Source organism: Xanthomonas sp. LF07-6 (assembly GCF_034105445.1).
GTDB classification, from domain to species: Bacteria; Pseudomonadota; Gammaproteobacteria; order Xanthomonadales; family Xanthomonadaceae; genus Xanthomonas_A; species Xanthomonas_A sontii.
The window spans coordinates 134,339-151,312 of record NZ_JAXGGI010000010.1 but is presented as its reverse complement, the minus strand read 5'-3'; the positions used below and the strand labels follow the sequence as shown (position 1 = coordinate 151,312).

The 16,974-nt window shown below is 71.1% G+C and carries 15 protein-coding genes; 2 read left to right on the top strand and 13 right to left on the bottom strand.

The features are described from left to right. Positions 1–99 precede the first annotated feature (99 nt). The 8 genes from kduD to SLW56_RS15490 all read right to left on the bottom strand — a co-directional run bounded on the left by kduD (position 100) and on the right by SLW56_RS15490 (position 7,850). On the bottom strand, positions 100–855 hold the full coding sequence (gene kduD / locus SLW56_RS15525) for a 2-dehydro-3-deoxy-D-gluconate 5-dehydrogenase KduD (RefSeq protein WP_320695109.1): 756 nt from the start codon (positions 853–855) through the stop codon (positions 100–102). A gap of 61 nt (positions 856–916) precedes the next feature. Beyond that, a complete protein-coding gene (kduI, locus tag SLW56_RS15520) occupies positions 917–1,771 on the bottom strand; it encodes a 5-dehydro-4-deoxy-D-glucuronate isomerase (RefSeq protein WP_320695108.1) in 855 nt (284 codons plus the stop codon). Between the two features lie 157 nt (positions 1,772–1,928). After that, positions 1,929–2,318: a VOC family protein gene (locus SLW56_RS15515; protein ID WP_320695107.1), complete on the bottom strand. Its 390-nt coding sequence runs from the start codon at positions 2,316–2,318 to the stop codon at positions 1,929–1,931. Between the two features lie 608 nt (positions 2,319–2,926). Continuing rightward, the gene (locus tag SLW56_RS15510) at positions 2,927–3,985 is read right to left on the bottom strand and encodes a LacI family DNA-binding transcriptional regulator (protein ID WP_017907811.1); all 1,059 of its coding nucleotides are present in this window, start codon (positions 3,983–3,985) and stop codon (positions 2,927–2,929) included. Between the two features lie 188 nt (positions 3,986–4,173). Further along, the gene (locus tag SLW56_RS15505) at positions 4,174–5,457 is read right to left on the bottom strand and encodes a TRAP transporter large permease (protein ID WP_267084914.1); all 1,284 of its coding nucleotides are present in this window, start codon (positions 5,455–5,457) and stop codon (positions 4,174–4,176) included. A 2-nt stretch (positions 5,458–5,459) separates the two neighbouring features. After that, complete coding sequence (locus SLW56_RS15500; protein WP_191091443.1) at positions 5,460–5,978, bottom strand: TRAP transporter small permease; 519 nt, start codon at positions 5,976–5,978, stop codon at positions 5,460–5,462. Between the two features lie 10 nt (positions 5,979–5,988). Next, complete coding sequence (locus tag SLW56_RS15495; protein WP_017914540.1) at positions 5,989–6,990, bottom strand: TRAP transporter substrate-binding protein; 1,002 nt, start codon at positions 6,988–6,990, stop codon at positions 5,989–5,991. Positions 6,991–7,025: 35 nt separating this feature from the next. Beyond that, complete coding sequence (locus SLW56_RS15490) at positions 7,026–7,850, bottom strand: 2-keto-4-pentenoate hydratase (RefSeq protein WP_267084912.1); 825 nt, start codon at positions 7,848–7,850, stop codon at positions 7,026–7,028. Positions 7,851–8,111: 261 nt separating this feature from the next. On the opposite strand from SLW56_RS15490, the gene SLW56_RS15485 reads away from it, so the two are divergent. Then, on the top strand, positions 8,112–9,215 hold the full coding sequence (locus SLW56_RS15485; RefSeq protein WP_295932318.1) for an alpha/beta hydrolase: 1,104 nt from the start codon (positions 8,112–8,114) through the stop codon (positions 9,213–9,215). 302 nt (positions 9,216–9,517) lie between these two features. Next, positions 9,518–11,017, top strand: coding sequence for a carboxylesterase family protein (locus SLW56_RS15480; RefSeq protein ID WP_320695116.1), 1,500 nt, complete (start codon positions 9,518–9,520; stop codon positions 11,015–11,017). Between the two features lie 183 nt (positions 11,018–11,200). Here the strand turns inward: SLW56_RS15480 and SLW56_RS15475 are convergent, their stop codons facing one another. The 5 genes from SLW56_RS15475 to SLW56_RS15455 all read right to left on the bottom strand — a co-directional run bounded on the left by SLW56_RS15475 (position 11,201) and on the right by SLW56_RS15455 (position 16,931). Continuing rightward, positions 11,201–12,376, bottom strand: a complete 1,176-nt coding sequence (locus tag SLW56_RS15475) for a GGDEF domain-containing protein (RefSeq protein WP_295911671.1) — start codon at positions 12,374–12,376, stop codon at positions 11,201–11,203. A gap of 203 nt (positions 12,377–12,579) precedes the next feature. Next, positions 12,580–14,127 carry a PepSY-associated TM helix domain-containing protein gene (locus SLW56_RS15470; protein WP_320695106.1) on the bottom strand — a complete coding sequence of 516 codons (1,548 nt, stop codon included), beginning with the start codon at positions 14,125–14,127 and terminating at the stop codon, positions 12,580–12,582. After that, the gene (locus tag SLW56_RS15465) at positions 14,124–14,396 is read right to left on the bottom strand and encodes a hypothetical protein (RefSeq protein ID WP_152237748.1); all 273 of its coding nucleotides are present in this window, start codon (positions 14,394–14,396) and stop codon (positions 14,124–14,126) included. Before SLW56_RS15465 ends, SLW56_RS15470 begins: the two co-directional genes overlap by 4 nt. Beyond that, positions 14,386–14,676: a hypothetical protein gene (locus SLW56_RS15460; protein ID WP_152237741.1), complete on the bottom strand. Its 291-nt coding sequence runs from the start codon at positions 14,674–14,676 to the stop codon at positions 14,386–14,388. The genes SLW56_RS15465 and SLW56_RS15460 overlap by 11 nt, the downstream gene beginning before the upstream one ends. Continuing rightward, positions 14,676–16,931, bottom strand: coding sequence for a TonB-dependent receptor (locus SLW56_RS15455; RefSeq protein WP_320695105.1), 2,256 nt, complete (start codon positions 16,929–16,931; stop codon positions 14,676–14,678). Before SLW56_RS15455 ends, SLW56_RS15460 begins: the two co-directional genes overlap by 1 nt. Positions 16,932–16,974: the final 43 nt, after the last annotated feature.

Sequence of the window (16,974 nt, the reverse complement as noted above, 5' to 3'; positions counted from 1 at the left end):
TGGTTGGTGGGGGCAGGTTGGGCGGAACACGGGTCGGCGGCTGACGTACCCTCATCCGCCCTGACGGGCACCTTCTCCCGAAGGGAGAAGGGACGGCAGTTAGCGGGCGAGCCAGCCGCCGTCGACCGGGATCACGGTGCCGTTGACGTAGTCCGAGGCGCTGCTGGCCAGGAACACCGCGGTGCCGCCCAGGTCCTCCGGTACGCCCCAGCGGCCGGCCGGGATACGGTCCAGGATCGCCTGGTTGCGTGCGGCGTCGGCGCGCAGCTGCGCGGTGTTGTCGGTGGCCATGTAGCCCGGGGCGATGGCGTTGATGTTGACGCCCTTGGCGCCCCACTCGTTGGCCAGCAGACGGGTGATGCCGGCGATGCCGGACTTGCTGGCGGTATACGAGGGCACGCGGATGCCGCCCTGGAACGACAGCATCGAGGCGATGTTGATGATCTTGCCGCTGCCCTGGGCGATGAAGTGGCGGCCGGCGGCCTGGCACATGAAGAACGCGGACTTGATGTTGACGTTCATGACGTCGTCCCAGTCCTGCTCGCTGAAGTCCACCGCATCGGCACGGCGGATCAGCCCGGCGTTGTTGACCAGGATGTCGAGACGGCCAAGCCCGGCCAGGGTCTCGTCGAGAATGCGCTGCACCGGCTCGATGCTGATCAGGTTGGCCTCGATGGCGACGAAGCGGCGGCCCAGCGCGGAGACCTTGGCCTCGGTCTCGGTGGGCGCGGCGATGCCGGCGGCGGCGATGTCGGCGCCGGCCTGCGCCAGCGCCACGGCGATGCCTTGGCCGAGGCCGGTGTTGGCGCCGGTGACCAGGGCGACCTTGCCTTCGAGACTGAACGGGTGGGTCATTGCGTGGACTCCTTGAGGGAATGCGGACGACGGGAATGGGAGCGGCGCGCGGGACGGCGGCCTACTTGAGCTGGCAGATGTCCAGCACGTGCATGTCGGTGTAGTCGAGGTTCTCGCCGCCCATCGCCCAGATGAAGGCGTAGTTGGCGGTGCCGGCGCCCATGTGGATCGACCACGGCGGCGACACCACGGCCTCGTTGTTCTGCACCACGATGTGGCGCTGCGCGTCCGGCTCGCCCATGAAGTGGTAGACGCGGTCGTTGGCGCCGAGATCGAAGTAGAAATAGACCTCGCTGCGGCGGTCGTGCAGGTGCGGCGGCATGGTGTTCCAGACGCTGCCCGGCTTGAGCACGGTCAGGCCCAGCAGCAGCTGCGAGGACTGGCAGGTGGCCGGCACGATGTACTGGTAGATGGTGCGTTCGTTGCTGGTCTCCAGCGCGCCGCGGTCCAGCGCCACCGCCTCGGAGATCGACAGGCGCTTGGTGGCGAAGCGCGCGTGCGCCGGCGTGGAGGCCAGATAGAGCTGCGCCGGGTTGGCCGCGTCGTCGGAGGCGAACACCACCTCGGCGCTGCCCATCGCCACGTACAGGCCGTCCTTCGGGCCCAGCGGATACGCGGTGCCGTCGACGGTGACGGTGCCGCTGCCGGCGCCGACGTTGATCACGCCCAGCTCGCGCCGCTCCAGGAACGGGTGTCCCGCGGCCGAGGCCGGTTCGGTCTGCGCCGGCAGCGTCAGCGCCCGCGTGCGCGGGGCGGCGCCGCCGAGCACGAAGCGCTCGTAGTGGGTGTACTTCAGGGTCACCGCGTCGTCGACGAACAGGCCATCGAGCAGGTACAGGTCGCGCAGCTGGTCGTTGCTGGCGCCCTTGATCGCGTCGGGATGGGTCGCGTAGTGGGTCTTGCAGTACAGGGACATGGGGCGCTCCAGTGCAGGCGACGGCATGTGGCAGCCCGCCACGGAGGACAGTCTAGCGGGTCTGGTAAACCGGTGTCATTGCGCAGTGCACGAAGGGCCGGGATTGGGGAGTCGGGATTCGGGATTGGCAAGCGGCGCCGCCCAGGCGGCGCGGGTCTCACCGCGGGAGCTGTTGGCCGACGTCGATGCGGTTGCCGTCGGGGTCGGCGAAGACGAAGCAGCGCAGGCCGAAGTCGGCATCGCGGATCGTCTTGATGATGCGCACGCCCTGCGCCTGCAGGCCGTCGTACAGGGCCGCGGCGTCGTCGACGATCAGGTGGGCGACGTTGCTGGTGCTGCCGCGGTGGTCGGGACGCAGGGTCAGGTGCAGTTCGGCGTCGTCCTTCTTCAGGATCACGAAACCGACCGGATTGCCGTTCTGGAACACGCTGCGGAAGCCCAGGCGCTCGGTGTAGAAGGCGACGGCGCGGGCGATCTCGGCGACGGGCACGGTCGGCGCCAGGCGGCCGAAACGGACCGCGACGGGGGCGGGGATGGGGGACGACATGGCGAAGGCTCCTCGCAGGAAGGCCGCGCGGTCCGCCCGGGCGGTGCCGGAACGGAGCGGGCCTTCGATGGGCGGAGCGGTGTCCGCACGGTCGGCGGCAGTGTAGACCGTTTGCGGCGAGTCGGGAGGCGGTGGGGGACACGTGCCCCGGCCGACATGTGGGTGCGACGCATGGATGGCGTTGAAACGCGCACGCCCCGCGGTCAGCAGGCGCTTCACTGCTGCCTGGGAACGGCTCCCGGTCTGCCGGGAATCGTTCGCCGCGGCAGTTCGGTTCGTGCGCGTCGGGGCTGAAGCCGCTCCCACAGGAATGCGCTGGGCCTCCCTGTGGGAGGGACTTCAGTCCCGACGACGGAGGGTGTCAGTCGGCTTTCGGCTTCGCTTGTCGCGTCTGCACGACCGTCGACTCCCCACAAAGCGCCTGACACCCGCATTGCAGGTCGCTGACGCCGCTCCCGCAGCGGCGGATGCGCGTGCGGCGGAGCCAGGCGAACTGGCGGGGCGCGAATCATGCATCTCGCCGTGTCGTCGCGAGCGCCTGGCAGGCCGCAAGCCTCCGTCTGCCACCGCTCGCTGCGGCAGCTCGCCGCGCCGCCGCGCCGCCGCGCTCAGTCTTCCGGCGGCTGGCAGGAGTCGCGCACGATCAGGTGCGGGCGCACGCTGGCCACCGCCAGCGACGGCGTGCCCTCGGGCTGGATCAGCATGGCCGCGGCGGTGCGGCCGGTGTCGCGGGTGTGCCGGCGCACCGAGGTCAGCGACGGCCACAGCCGCGAGGCCAGCGGGCTGTCGTCGTAGCCGATGATCGACAGCTGGCGCGGGATGTTGATGTTGGCGCGCAGCGCGACCTTGTACACGCCGGCGGCCATTTCGTCGTTGCCGGTGAAGATCGCGCTGGGGCGCTGCTTGCCCAGCAGCAGCTTTTCCGCCGCGGCCACGCCCGATTCGAAGGTGTAGCCGGCCTCGACGATGCGCGCCGGCGGCAGTTCGATGCCGCGCCGGGTCAGCGCGTCGATGAAGCCGGCGGTGCGCTCGTGCGCGGAGCGGTAGGCGCTGGGGCCGGTGATCAGGGCGATGTCGCGGTGGCCCAGCGACAGCAGGTAGTCGGCGGCCTCGGCGGCGCCGTCGCGGTCGTGGGTGACCACCATCTGCGAGGTGTCGTCCAGCGGCAGCGAGGCGATGCGGGTGTAGCGCACGCCGATGCCGGCGAGCATGTCGGCCAGGGCCTGGTCCTCGGAGGCGCGCGGCACCAGGATCACCCCGTGCAGCTTCTGCTGCTGCACGAAGCGGCGCACGCCCTCGATGTAGCCGGGACTGCGACTGTCGCAAGGATGCACCACCAGTTCGAAGCTGGAGCCGCGCAGTGCGTCCAGCGCGCCGTACTGCATGTCCACGATGTACTGCGCGGTGGGGTTGTCGTAGACCATGCCGATCAGGAACGAGCGACGGAACGCCAGCCCGCGCGCCAGCGGGTCCGGCGCATAGCCGACCTCGCGCATCAGCGCCTCGACCTTCTCGCGGGTGTCTTTGCGCACCAGCGGCGAGTTGTTGATGATCCGCGACACGGTCTTCTTCGACACCCCTGACAGGCGCGCGATGTCGTTGATCGTCGCGGCCTTGCCGTGGGCGGAAGCGGGAGCATCGACGGAACGGGGCTTGTTCGGCGCCATGGACGGAAAACCGGGCGAAAGAAAGGGGATTCTACTGGGTGTCATGTTCGCTCCAGCGCACGGTCACGGAAGCGGTGTAGGCGCACCGCCCCGGTGACCGGCCGCGGCGCTGCCAAGGCCGGCAGCGGCCATCGGCGCGAACGGCCCACGGTCACCCGCCTGGCGCGAGCCGGCGCCGCCGGGCCGGCTCAGGCGCGCAGCGCGCGCGGCAGCCACAGCGACAGCTCCGGGAAGAACGCCACGATCAGCAGCACGCACAGCGCCGCCAGCCAGAACGGCCAGATGGTGCGCATGCTCTGGGCCACGGTGATCTGTCCGATCGAGGTACCGATGAACAGCACCGAGCCCACCGGTGGGGTGATCAGGCCGATGCCGCCGGCCAGCACCATCACCAGGCCGAAGTGGATCGGATCGATGCCGTAGGCCTTGGCCACCGGCAGGAAGATCGGCGTGCAGATCAGGATCTTCGGCGCCAGGTCCATGAACATGCCCAGCAGCAGCAGCATCACCACGATCATCAGCAGCACGGTGTGCTGGCTGTGGGCGATGGACTGCAGGAAGCGCACCGCCGCCGCCGGCACCTGCAGGTAGGCCAGCAGCCAGCCGAACACCGCCGCGGTGGCGATCACGAACAGGATCACCCCGGTGGTGCGCGCGGCATGCGTCACCGCACCGAAGAACTCCGCCCAGCGCAGCTGCCGGTACAGCAGCGCGGTGACCAGCAACGCGTACACCACCGCGATCGCCGCGCTCTCCACCGCGGTGAAGATGCCGGCGCGGATGCCGACGAAGATCAGCGCGACCAGGCCCAGGCCCGGCAGCGCGCCGACCAGACGCAGCGCCACCGCGCGCCAGCCCGGGAACGCCTCGGTGCCGTAGCCGCGCGAGCGCGCCACCGCATAGCCGGTGAGCATCATCGCCGCGGTCATCAGCAGCGCCGGGACGATGCCGGCGGCGAACAGGTCGGCGATCGACAGGCCGCCGCCGGCCGCGGCCGAGAACAGGATCAGGTTGTGCGAGGGCGGCACCAGCAGCGCCACCAGCGCCGCGGTCATGCTGACGTTGACCGCGTAGTCGCGGTCGTAGCCGCGGTTGATCATCTGCGGAATCATGGTGCCGCCGACCGCCGAGACGTCGGCGATGGCCGAGCCGGACACGCCGCCGAAGAACAGCGAGGACAGCACGCTGACCTGGCCCAGGCCGCCACGCATGCGCCCGACCAGCGAGGACGCCAGCGCGATCAGGCGGTCGGAGATGCCACCGCGCAGCATCAGTTCGCCGGCGAAGATGAACAGCGGGATCGCGATCAGCGACGCCGAGCCGCTGCCGGCGGAGATCTGCTGCACCAGCACCACCGCCGGCAGGTCCAGATACAGCAGCGTGGCCAGCGCGGCCGTGCCCAGCGCATACGCCACCGGCACGCCGATCAGCAGCAGCACCACGAACAATCCCAACAGGATGGCGATGGCCATGCTCAGTTCCTCCCCATGGTGGCGCCCGGGCGCAGCACCCGCCAGGCCTGGTACAGCGCGAACACGCTCATCAGCGCGCCGCCGATCGACAGCGGCAGGTAGTTGATGCTCTGCGGCATCTGCGCACCGGCCATCTTGATGTCCAGCCCGTCCAGCAGCAGCACCGCGCCCCACCACGCGATCACCGCACCGATGGCGGCCACCAGCAGCGGGCGCACCAGGTCGATGACGCGGCGCAGGCTGGCGTGCAGCGTCTCGGCCAGCAGGAAGAAGCCGAAGTGGCGGCGGGTGTGCACGCCGGCGGCGGCACCCAGGCTCATCGCCGTGCTCAGCAGCAGCAGCGTCACCGGCTCGGTCCAGCTCGGCGAGTCGTTGAGCACGTAGCGGGTGAACACCTGCCAGCCCTGCACCACCACCAGCCCGAGCAGGGCGGCGGCGGCGGTGCCGATGGCGAGGTTGGCGATCCGGTCCAGCAGCCGCTGCAGCGGCGGCACCGGGAGGGCGGGGGCGTGGTCGGTCATCGGCATGGACTCAGGCGAAATCGCGAATGCGGCGGTAGAGGGCTTCGATCTCCGGCTGCTGCCGGTACTCGGCCAGCAGCGGCGCGGCGGCCTTGCGGAAGGCCGGCATGTCCACCTCGTTGATGGCCACGCCGTAGTCGATCACCTGCTGCCGCGCCTGCGCCTCGGAGGCGTCCCACAGCCGGCGCATCACCGTCACCGACTGCCGCGCCGTCTCCAGCACCAGCGCGCGCTGGTCCGGCGTCAGCGTCTCGAAACTGCGCCGGGACATCACCAGCACGTCCGGCGCGTACGAGTGATCGCTCTGCGACCAGTAGTGCGCGGCCTCGAAGTGGCGGCTGGACTGGAAGCTGCGCATGTTGTTCTCGGCGCCGTCGATCATGTGCGTTTCCATCGCCGAGAAGGTCTCGCCCAGCGACATCGGCGTGGGGTTGGCGCCGAGCATGCGCATCAGCTTGAGGAAGATGTCCGAGTTCGCCACGCGCAGCTTGAGCCCGTGCAGGTCCTTGGGCTGCCGCAGCGGATGCTTGGTGTTGTAGAAGCAGCGCGCGCCGGAGTCGTAGATCGCCAGCCCGACCAGGTCGCGCTGTTCGAAGCTGCGCAGGATGCTGTCGCCGACGTGGCCGTCGATCGCGCGGCGCAGGTGCGCCACCGAGTCGAACACGTACGGCAGGCACAGCGCCTGGGTCAGCGGGAAAGCGTTGTTCAGCGCGCCGGAATACACGCGGGTGATGTCGATGGCGCCGAAGCGCGCCATGTCGATCGCCTCCGCCTCGCGACCGAGCTGGCCGGAGTGATACTCGCGCAGGCGCAGACGGCCGCCGGTCTTCTGCTCCAGGATCTGCCCGAACCAGCGCACCGCCTCCACGGTGGGGTAGTCGGCCACGTGCACGTCGGTGGCGGTGAGCAGGCGCGTACCGCTACCGCCGGCCTGCGCCAGCGCACCCAGCGGCACGCCGGCCGCGGCCGCCGCGGTCAGGCCCGCGCCCAGGAATCGTCTACGAGTGATCATGCTGCGCCCTCCCGCGCGTCATTGCCGTCGCCAGCCTAGGCCGCGACCGCCCTGCAGTGAAGTTCGCCGTAGCCGTCGAAGCGGATCGTCGCCTGCTGGCCGATGGCGATGTCGTGGATACCGGTGGCGTTGCCGGTGGCGATCAGCTCGCCGCGGCGCAGCGGCCGGCCACGCCTGGCCGAGCGCGCCAGCGCGAACGCGAACGCCGCACGCAGGCCGCCCGGCAACAGCGTGGCGCCGCCGGTGCCCACGCACTGGCCCTCGATCCAGGTCTCGGCGCGCAGCGCGGTCTCGTCCAGCGCGGTCCAGTCCGGCACCTGCGGCCCCAGCAGCAGGCCGTTGTTGTTGCCGAAATCGGAGATCACCACGCGCGGCCCCAGCTGGTTGATCGTGGCCAGCGGGCTGCTCGCCACCTCGACGCCGACGAACAATGTCGCCGGCACCTGCGCGGCCTGCTGTGGAGTCCAGTGCAACTGGTCGGCCGGCACGTCCGCGTCCAGGCGCAGCACGTACTCGGCCTCGACCGCGCCGAAGCCGCCGTCGAACACCGGGATGTCCGTTGTTCCACCGGTAGCATTCCACAGCGCAGCCGCGAAAATCGGGCCCAGCAGGCGCTCGTCCCCGGAGTGGTCGCGACGCTCGGGGGCGATGTAGCCGACCTTCCAGCCGACCACGCGGTCCGGCCATTGCGCGATCGCCAGGTCCTGCACGCGGTAGGCGGTCTCCAGATCGTCGGGGATGACACCGGGGAAATCGGGCAACGAGCGGCCATGGCGACGGGCCTGGACGAAGCGGGCCGCGATGTCGGCCAACGCGGGCGGTGGCGTCTGCGACGGGCCGGAAGGAAGGCTCAAGGGCATCTCCGCAAGGAATGTGGGGGATCGGAATTGCTGCGCCGCGCATCGACAGCGCGTTGCGCCGTTGTATATGGTAAACCGGTGTCATTGGCAATGTGCGGTGCGGCAAAAGGCCGGGAATCGGGAATCGGGAATCGGCAACAGCAACAGCAACAGCAACAGCGATACAGCGCCATGCGTTGGCGCAGGCGGCGCGCACACTGGGGCCATCGTGCCCTCGGCCACGCGCCGCGGGTTTCTTCCATCCACGACGAGATCTCGATGATGTCGGCCCGACTCCTCGCCACCCGCCTACGTCCCGCCGAACCACTGTCCCCATCCTGCGGCAGGCGCCGGCCCCGCTCCGGCATCGCCCTGCTGGCGGCGCTGTGCCTGTTGCTGGGCGCCCTCGGCCCGACGGCAGCGGCCGAGCGGCCGACCAGCGAGAGCGCCGCCGAGGCGGCGGCGCGGCTGCCGCTGTGGCCCGGTCCGGCGCCGGGGTCGACGGCCGGCTCCGAGCACGCGCGCCTGGTCGAGCGCAGCGACGACCCGGCCCTGCCCGATCGCGCGCTCAGCGGCCGTTACCAGCCCTACATGGTGGTGTACCGGCCGAAGCACCCGAACGGCAGCGCGCTGCTGGTGGCGCCGGGCGGCGGCTATGCGCGCGTGGTGCTGGACAAGGAAGGCACGGCATTGGTATCGATCTTCGCCGAACAAGCCGGCATCACCCTGTTCGTGCTGCGTTACCGGCTGCCCGATGCGGCCGCCGACGGCGCCATGGCGCGCGACCAGCCACTGGCCGATGCGCAGCGCGCGCTGCGCCTGATCCGCGCGCATGCCGCCGACTACGGCGTGGATCCGCAGCGCATCGGCGCGATCGGCTTCTCCGCCGGCGGCCACGTCGCCGCCAGCCTCGGCACCCGCTACGACGACGTGGTGTATCCGGCGCGCGATGCGATCGACCGGGTCAGCGCGCGGCCGGATTTCCTGTTGCTGCTGTACCCGGTCATCGACATGGGCAGCGGCACCGCGGCGCACACCGGCTCGCGGCTGCGGCTGCTGGGCCGCCATCCGGACGCGGCGACCATGGCCGCCTACTCGCTGCAGAACCGGGTGCATGCCGGCATGCCGCCGACCTTCCTGGTGCACGCGCAGGACGATCCGGTAGTGCCGGAAGAGAACAGCCTGCTGTTCTACCAGGCGCTGCGCCAGGCCGGGGTGCCGGCCGAGCTGCACCTGTTCGCGCATGGCGGCCATGGCTTCGGCACCCGCGGCATCGCCGGCCTGCCGCTGGCGGCATGGCCGCAGCTGGCGCTGGGCTGGATGCGCAGCGTGCAGGACGATCCCCGCGCCCGCGCGCCGATCCCGCCACCGGCGGGCACGCCGTGAGCCTGCCCATGAACGGTCTCTCCACAACGCGGCGGCGCCCGCCTCGCCCGGTCCACGCACGCCGCCGGACCGCCGGCCGTCGCAAACACGGCCACGCCGCCACACCTCTCACGTCCCCGATCGCCTAGCCAGGACACCGTCCACGCATGACCGCCCGCCCTCGCTTGCCCGCCCCGCTCCCCACCGCGCCCGACGCGGCCGCACCCGACGACCATGGCCGCCGCCGCTTCCTGCGCGACGGCGCGCTCGGCGCGCTGGCCTTGAGCGGCGCGCTGCCCGGTCTGGCGCCGGCCTCGGTGCCGATGCGGGCGGCGCCGCTGGCGCGCACCCGCAGCGGCCGCATCCGTGGCGTGCGCGAGCAGGGCGTGTGCGTTTTCAAGGGCATTGCCTACGGCGCCGACACCGCGCCGCGACGCTTCCAGCCGGCGCTGCAGGAACGGCCCTGGCACGGCGTGCGCGACTGCGGCGCCTATGGTGCGTCGGCGCCGCAGCGCGGGTCCGAGCCGGTCAGCGAGGACTGCCTGTTCCTCAATGTCTGGACCCCGGGCCTACGCGACGGTGCGAAGCGTCCGATCCTGTTCTACATCCACGGCGGCGCCTACAACAACGGCTCCGGCAGCGACCCGCTGTACGACGGCGTGCGCCTGTGCCAGCGCGGCGACGTGGTGGTGATCAGCGTCAATCATCGCCTCAACGCCTTCGGCTATCTGTACCTGGCGCCGTTCGGAGGTGACGCCTATGCCGCCTCCGGCAACGTCGGCCAACTCGACCTGGTGCAGGCGCTGCAGTGGGTGCGTGCGCACGCGGCCGAGTTCGGCGGCGATGCCGGCAACGTCACCGTGTTCGGCCAGTCCGGCGGCGGCGCCAAGATCGCCACGCTGATGGCGATGCCGGCCGCGCAGGGCCTGTTCCACCGCGCCTGGACCATGAGCGGGCAGCAGGTCACCGCCGCCGGGCCACGTGCGGCCAGCCAGCGCGCGCAGTTGCTGCTGCAAGCGCTGCAGTTGGAACCATCGCAACTGGACGCGCTGCGCACGCTGCCGCTGCAGCGCGTGCTCGAGGCCACCCGCATCCGCGATCCATCGCGCGCGGAGGACACCGCGCTGTACCTGGGCCCGGTGCTGGATGCGCAGGTGCTGCACCGCCATCCGTTCTGGCCGGACGCGCCACCGCAGTCGGCGCGCATCCCGATGGTGATCGGCAACACCCACGACGAGACCCGCGCCTTCCTCGGCCACGATCCGGCCAACTTCGCGCTGACCTGGGACGCGCTGCCGGCCAAGCTGGCGCAGGAGCAGTACGTGGACCTGTCGCCGCAGGTGGTGATCGCCGAGTACCGACGGCTGTATCCGCACTACACGCCGAGCGAGGTGTTCTTCGCCGCCACCACCGCCGGCCGCTCCTGGCGTGGCGCGGTCGAGGAAGCCGAGGCGCGCGCGCGGCAGGGCGCGCCGACCTGGGTCTACCAACTGGACTGGGGTTCGCCACTGGACGGCGGCAAGTTCGGCGCCTTCCACACCCTGGACATCCCGCTGGTGTTCGACAACATCCGCCAGCCCGGATCGCGCACCGGCGATGGCGCCGACGCGCAGCGCATGGCCGATGCGATGAGCGCAGCGTTGCTGGCCTTCGCCCGCCACGGCGATCCCAACCACCCCGGCCTGCCACGCTGGGCACCGTACTCGCTGGCCCAGCGCGAAACCCTGCTGTTCGACACCGACAGCCGCCTGGCGCACGACCCGCGCGGCGGCGAGCGCCAGCTCTACGCGCAGGTGCCGTTCGTGCAGCGGGGGACGTTCTGAGACGGTGCCACGATCGCCGCGCGCGGCGCGCGTGGCCGTGACGAAACACCCGTGCGCGCCTGTCGAAAGCAGAGGCGCGCTTCACTGGTCGGTTGGTGTGCTGCGTCGGGACTGAAGTTCCTCCCACAGTGGCGGCGGCTGCGGCGGCGTCGGTCGCGAGGGCTGGTGCGCCGGATCACCGCGCTACCAACCGGTGTCCTCGGCCAGCACCACGCGGTTGCCGACGGCGCGCGCGGCGTCCAGCAGCGCCTCGGCGCGCTGCATCAGCGTGGCCGGCGTGTCCTCCGGCGTGGCGAGCAGCGCACCGACGCTGACCGTCAGCGCCTGCGCGTCCGCCGTATCCGGCGCGATCGCCATCACCTCGACCATGTCGCGCAGCGCCGGCGCCACCTGGCGCAGGTGCGCGCCGCTGGCGTCGTACAGCACCAGCGCGAAGCGGTCGGCGCCGATGCGCATGGCCACGTCCAGCGGCCGCAGCAGGCATTGCATGGCCTCGGCCACCTCCAGCACCGCGCGGTCGGCGGCGCCGGCGCCGCTGCGCTGGTTCAGTGCGGCGAAGCCGTCGAGTTCGACCAGGATCAGCGCCAGCCCGCGCTGCAGGCGCCCGCGCTCGGCCAGCGCCACCGCCAGGTGTTCGTCGAAGCGGCGGCGGTCGCCCAGGCCGGTGAGCGCGTCGCGCAAGGCCTCGTCGTCGCGTACCCGCCGCTGCAGGAAGCCTTCGCGGCGCGAGTGTTCGCGCAGGTAGCCGCCGGCCGCACCGACCGGCACCGCGGTCCACAGCAGCCACTGCAGGCGCAGGTAGGCATCGTGCGCCGCGCCCTCCAGCAGCAGATGGCCGGCCACGGCGCTGATCGCGCACAGCAGCAGCGCCACCGCCACGCTCTGCCACAACGCCATGCCCAACGGGAAGAAGCCGGCCACGATCACCAGGGTCATCACCGCCGCCGCATAGCGCAGTTCCTGCGGCGGGTAGCCGATGCTCGACAGCACCAGCCCGGTGCCGCCGACCAGCAGCAACAGCGCGGCGCGGCCGGGGCCGTGCGTGTCGGCGCGATGGATCGCCGCCGCCACCCACAGCAGCGCCAGCAGGGTCGCCACGCGCACCGCCACCGCATAGCCGAGCAGGCCGCCGCCGCGCCAGCCGAAATGCACCGCGTCCCAGCCCAGCAGCAGCAGCGCGATCAACACGCCCAGCGAGGCCGCCACGCGCTGCGCGAAGCCCAGCGTGGCGGCGGTGTAGTGGCGGTACGCCCGTTCCAGCGGAGGATCGAAACGCAGCGCGGCGAATCCCTTGCGCAATTGCGCCGCGTAGGCCTCGCCCGGCGGTGCGTCGTGTGGCTCCTGGTAACGCTCGTGCATGCAGTCCCCTGTCGACGGCAACGCGGCGCGAAGTGCGGATCAGGTCACATCAAATCGTGTCACCCGATTCGGTTTCGCGCGGACGCTGCGGTGCCCACGTCGAGACCATGAAAAAGCACCGGCGCGTGATTGTCCACTTTTGGGACGATCGGTTGCGTGACAGCAGCGCCCTGCCGCGCCGCCTTGGCACGGCAGGGCGAGCGTCAGCGCGGCGGCGGGAACGCCCACACGCTGTGTGGATCGCCGCCCTGCCCGCGGCGATACGCGGCGCGCGCCATCTGCCAGTAGGCCCAGGCCAGCGCCAGCGCGCAGGCGTCGATGGCCAGCAGCGTCCCGCTGCTCCACGGCGCCACCCAGCCGGCGGCGCCGCGCAACCCGGCCAGCGGCACCAGCACGGTCAGCACCGCACAGGCCAGCAGCAGTTCGTAGGCGCCGCGCGCGGTCGGCCGCAACAGCGCCCAGGCCACGCCGAGCGCGAACACGGCGTAGTACGCCCAGCGCTCCATCCCCGGCGGCAACAGGCGCGCGGCCACGAACAGCGCCGACACCCCGGCCACGCAGCCCAGGCAGACGCCGGTGGTCAGCCGCGCCATGACGTGGGTGCGCAACGGCTGCGCGACCTGGCGGCGCTTGCGCCGCGCTTCCACCCACAGCAGGTTGCCGCTGTAGAACAGGAACGCGCCGCCGAGCCCGAGCAGGAAGTACAGCCACTGCAGCGGCCAGCGCCCGTAGTCGCCGAAGTGCAGGGTCTGCAGGCCGCGCAGCGCGGCCACGCCCGGCGACATGGTCTGCGGCGACAGCACCCGCAACACCTTGCCGTCGGCCGCGCGCAGCGCCACGCCGCCGAGCGTGTTGAGCCGGCGCTGCTCCTGGTGGCCGTAGAGCTCCACCTGCGCATTGGCGTCGCCGGCATCGTGGAAGGACAGGCTCTCCGGCACGAAGCCGGGATTGGCCGCGCGCGCCCGTGCCACCAGCTCGGCCACCGGCAGCATCGGCGCAGGCACGTGCGCGGGCTGCACGTGCGGCGCCAGTTCGAAGTCCGGCTGCAGCACCTGCATCAGCTTGCCGTCGAACACCAGGTACTGGAACGGCGCCAGCAGCAGCACGCCCAGGGTCAGCACCGCGCCGGACCAGGCGAAGATCACGTGGAACGGCAGCGACAGCATGCCGATGGCGTTGTGCGCGTCCTGCCACAGGCGCTTGACGTTGCGGCCGCGGCGCAGCGCGAACAGGTCCTTGAGCAGCACCGGCGCGTACAGCACCACGCCGCTGACCAGGGCCACCCCGTACAGCAGGCAGACCACGCCGAACAGGTAGGTGCCGAAGGTGCGCGGCAGCCCGGCAGTGAAGTGCAGGTCGTACAGGAACGCGACGAAGCCGCTGCGCTGCGGCAGCTGCACCGGCTGCCCGTCGGCACCGGGCTGGAACTGCACCATGCCGCCGAAGGCCTGCTGCGCGGCCGGCCCGAACGCGAACAACTGCGGCTGCGTGCGGCCCTCGCCGGGCAGCATCAGCGTGTACGACTCGGCCAGCGCCGGATGCCGCGCCAGCACCGCATCGGCCAGCGCCTGCGCGGCCTGCTCCGGCGGCAACGCCGGGGCCTGCACCGCGGCCGGGCGTGGCCACTGCTCCAGGTCGTGGGTGAACACGTTGATCGCCCCAGCGTAGAAGGCGATGAACAAGGCCATGCCGGCGAGCAGGCCCATCCAGCTGTGCGCCGACAGGAACTGGCGCAGGGTCGCGGCCTTCATGCGCTCACCTGCACGAGGTGGGTGGCCTTGAGCAGGTAAAGCGCCACGTAGCACAGTGCGGTCGCAGCGCCCAGCCACAGCCACGCGCGCGCGCCGCTACGGAACACGAAGGCCAGCGACATCGCGCCGACCCACAGCGGGAACACCAGCAACAGCCAGGGCAACGTGTGCACCTGCAGGTCGCCCGGCCACAGCAGCACGCACAAGCCGATGACGCCCACCGCCAGCGGCAGGCCCAGCACGATCGCCGCCAGCCACCTAACCCACATCGCCAGCCCCTCGGTGCAATTGTCGCCACGCATCCAGGTACGGCAGGGCCACCGCCGCAAGCATCGTCGCGCTCAGCGCGGCGAAGACGCCGGCCCACACGCCCAGCGCCGAAATCGCCGCACCCAATGCGGCCACGCACAGCAGCGTGCCGGCCACGCGCAGCGCGCGCGCGTGTCGATGCCAGGCCGGACGCAGCCGCTGGTGCGCGGTGGCCAGGTAGAAGGCCAGCGCCGCCAGCGCGGCGGCAAGCAGATAGGCGGCGGTGGCAAAGGCGAGCATCACCAGCGCGCCTCGAAGCCGATGCCGACCACGCGCGGCGCGCCCAGGATCGCGACCGGATCGGTGGCCCAACGGTACTGCACGTAGTTCCGGTCGAGCAGGTTGTTGGCGAAGATCCACGCGCTCCAGTCCAGGTTCTCGTAGCCGAACTTGGCGTTGACCACGGTGCGCGAGGCCAGTTGCACGGCGCCGGCACCGATGTCGGTGTAGACGCGGTCGCGGAAGCTGGCGTTGAGGTTGGCCAGCCAGCCCTCGGCGAAGCGCCAGTTGGCGCCCAGCGCCGCGGTCCAGTGCGGCGCGTAGGCGAATTCACGGCCGGCGTAGTCGATGACCGAGGCGCCGGCGATGGTGGCGAAGCTGTCGTAGCGGGTGCGCGCATAGCCCAGCGAGCCGTACCAGTCGAAGGCCTCATTGGGGCGGTGGCTGGCCTCCAGCTCGGCCCCGTACAGATGCGCGCGGCCGGCGTTGACGGTGTTGAAGTCGAAGCTGTTGAGGCCGAAGTAGGCGGTGGTCTGCTTGTCCTTCCAGTCGATGTAGTAGGCATTGGCGTTGAGGGTCAGGCGCCGGTCCAGCCACTGCGAGCGCAGCGCGGCTTCGTAGTTCCAGGTGTATTCCGGGTCATAGGGGAAAGCCTGGCTGCGCGCCGAGTTGAAGCCGGAGCCGCCGGAGCGGTAGCCGCGCTGCACCACCAGGCTGGTCGACAGGTCCGGGTTCCAGTCGTAGCGCATGCCGAGCTTGGGCAGCAGCGCGTCGAAGTCGCGCGTGTTCCAGGCCACCTCGCCGTTGGCCGAGCGCACGATGCCGGCCACGCCCTGGTTGATCGCGACGATGGCCCGGTACAGCGCGGTGCCGCTGGCGGCGAAGGCGGCCGGATCGGGATAGCGGCCGGCGAAGGCCGCGGTGGTGTCGGAGGCCATGGCGTAGCGCTGGCGGTCGTAGCGCAGCCCACCGAGCAGCGAGAACCCGCTGCCCACCTGCCATTGGCCGTCGGCGAACAGCGCGCGGTTGCTGGAGCGGGTCGGGCTGGCGCTGACGTAGTCGACCGGAATCACCGGCAGCGCCTGCGCGTAGCGGGTGGCGATCGCGCTGGCGGTGGCGGCCGGGAAGCCGGCGCTGCGCAGCAGCCCGGCGATGGTGGTGGTCGGCGTGGCGACGTTGTTCAGCAGTTGCGCGTCGTTGTCTTCCACGTGCCGCGCCCAGTACGCGCCGAGCAGGCCCTGCACCGCGGTGCCGGCGTAGTGCAGGCGCAATTCCTGCGAGGCGGTGGTGTCGTCGAGCTGGCGCCGCGCATAGCCGGCGTTGTCCGGGCCATGGTCCATGTCCCACATGCTGGACGAGGTGACCTTGTTCCAGGCGCTGACCGAGGACAACGACCAGGCGTCGGAGAGCGCGTAGTCGGCCTGCAGGGTGACGATGTCGCTGTCGCTGCGGGTGCGGTCCGGGGTGTTGTTGGTGGTGTAGCGGTGACCGAAATAGTCGGGCAAATCGGTGCGCACGTAGCTGTACATGTACGGCCCGGTGCGGTGCGAGCGGGTGTAGCCCAGTTGCACCTTCAGCCCGGCGATCGCCGACGGCGTCCACAGCAGCTTGCCGCGGTAGATCGCCGAGACCTGCGCGTCGTCGGCGGCCTGACGGGTGAGGTTCCAGGTGTAGCCGTCGAAGCTGCGCTGCTCCACCGAGGCGCGGAACGCCAGTTCGTCGGCCACGATCGGGCCGCCGACCGCGCCGGCCACGCTGCGGTCGGAGGGATCGGAGGCCAGTACCCGCAGCTTGCCCTGCCAGTCCATGGTCGGCTCGGCGGTGCGCAGGACGATCGCGCCGGCCAGGGCGTTCTCGCCCTGCAGGGTGGACTGCGGGCCGCGCAGGATTTCCACCTGCTGCAGGTCCCACAGGCTCAGCGGCGCCCAGCTGATCGCCTTCCACGGCAGGGCGGCGCCGTCCAGGTAGATGGTAGCCAGCGGCGCATCGCTGCCGCCGTCGATGTTGCGGATGCCGCGGATGCTGAAGCCGGCATCGCCGTAGGTCTGGGCCATGTTGGCGGTGCGGTTGAACACCTCGTAGGCGTTCTGCAGGTTCTCCTGCTCGATGCGCGCTTCGGTAGTAACGGCGACCGAGCTGGTGGTGTCCTGCACGCTGCGGCCGCTTTTCTCGCCGGTGACGACGATCTGGTCGAGAGTGGTGGGATCAGGAGGCGGCGCGGCATCGGCGCTGGCAGCGCGCGTTGGCGGCGCCCAGCTCAGCAAGACGGATACCACGCATAAGGACAACACGGACCGCGCGACGCGCATACACCACTTC

Coding starts and splice junctions, on each gene's coding strand:
- kduD (WP_320695109.1), bottom strand. CDS start 855: ATGACCCACCCGTTCAGTCTCGAAGGCAAGGTCGCCCTGGTCACCGGC.
- kduI (WP_320695108.1), bottom strand. CDS start 1,771: ATGTCCCTGTACTGCAAGACCCACTACGCGACCCATCCCGACGCGATC.
- SLW56_RS15515 (WP_320695107.1), bottom strand. CDS start 2,318: ATGTCGTCCCCCATCCCCGCCCCCGTCGCGGTCCGTTTCGGCCGCCTG.
- SLW56_RS15510 (WP_017907811.1), bottom strand. CDS start 3,985: ATGGCGCCGAACAAGCCCCGTTCCGTCGATGCTCCCGCTTCCGCCCAC.
- SLW56_RS15505 (WP_267084914.1), bottom strand. CDS start 5,457: ATGGCCATCGCCATCCTGTTGGGATTGTTCGTGGTGCTGCTGCTGATC.
- SLW56_RS15500 (WP_191091443.1), bottom strand. CDS start 5,978: ATGACCGACCACGCCCCCGCCCTCCCGGTGCCGCCGCTGCAGCGGCTG.
- SLW56_RS15495 (WP_017914540.1), bottom strand. CDS start 6,990: ATGATCACTCGTAGACGATTCCTGGGCGCGGGCCTGACCGCGGCGGCC.
- SLW56_RS15490 (WP_267084912.1), bottom strand. CDS start 7,850: ATGCCCTTGAGCCTTCCTTCCGGCCCGTCGCAGACGCCACCGCCCGCG.
- SLW56_RS15485 (WP_295932318.1), top strand. CDS start 8,112: ATGTCGGCCCGACTCCTCGCCACCCGCCTACGTCCCGCCGAACCACTG.
- SLW56_RS15480 (WP_320695116.1), top strand. CDS start 9,518: ATGCGGGCGGCGCCGCTGGCGCGCACCCGCAGCGGCCGCATCCGTGGC.
- SLW56_RS15475 (WP_295911671.1), bottom strand. CDS start 12,376: ATGCACGAGCGTTACCAGGAGCCACACGACGCACCGCCGGGCGAGGCC.
- SLW56_RS15470 (WP_320695106.1), bottom strand. CDS start 14,127: ATGAAGGCCGCGACCCTGCGCCAGTTCCTGTCGGCGCACAGCTGGATG.
- SLW56_RS15465 (WP_152237748.1), bottom strand. CDS start 14,396: ATGTGGGTTAGGTGGCTGGCGGCGATCGTGCTGGGCCTGCCGCTGGCG.
- SLW56_RS15460 (WP_152237741.1), bottom strand. CDS start 14,676: ATGCTCGCCTTTGCCACCGCCGCCTATCTGCTTGCCGCCGCGCTGGCG.